The organism is Staphylococcus sp. EG-SA-2, from assembly GCF_017152085.1.
Window position 1 is genome coordinate 1 of sequence record NZ_JACYHC010001131.1, and the last position, 692, is coordinate 692.

At 37.7% G+C, this 692-nt stretch carries 1 protein-coding gene; it reads right to left on the reverse strand.

The window, feature by feature from the left end:
- A partial coding sequence (locus IDG60_RS18855; protein WP_142236232.1) for a cation transporter occupies window positions 1-108 on the reverse strand: 108 nt, incomplete at its 3' end.
- Window positions 109-692 lie beyond the last annotated feature (584 nt).

Here is a 692-nt window from a genome sequence, read left to right on the forward strand (position 1 = left end):
GTTAACGTCAGCTGAAGTGACACCGTCAATATTATTTAATGCAGATTCAACAGCACTTTTGCAGTGACCACAGCTCATACCTTCAACATTTAAAATTTCTTGTGACATAGCATTCACCTCCTTTTAGGGAGTGGGACAGAAATGATATTTTCGTAAAATTTATTTCGTCGTCCCACCCCGGCAAAGTTGACTAGAATTGAAAAAAGCTTGTTACAAGCGCATTTTCGTTCAGTCAACTACTGCCATTATAACTTTGTAGAGCATAGAACATTGATTTATGTCTCAGGCTCTTATGCAGTTGGAGCGAAGATCCAACTGTAAACCATAGTGTACTTATTATTTATAATAATGATGGAACCTAATAGGCGGAGCTATTAGGTAAGATACACTAATTCGCCAAGCGAAAAGTGTAACTATATATGCAGTAGGAGCGAAGATCCAACTGTAAACCGTAGTGTACTTATTATTTATAATAATGATGGAACCTAATAGGCGAAGCTATTAGGTAAGATACACTAATTCGCTAAGCGAAAAGTGTAACTATATATGCAGTTGGAGCGAAGACCCAACTGTAAACCGCGACATTATAGAGCCAATCACTAGCCTATCTCAGAATCACCAACGAATCCTTCATTATTAAGGAATCTAGGCATCTTTACGGCGTGGTTCTAATCGCATCTTTTTCAATCTAA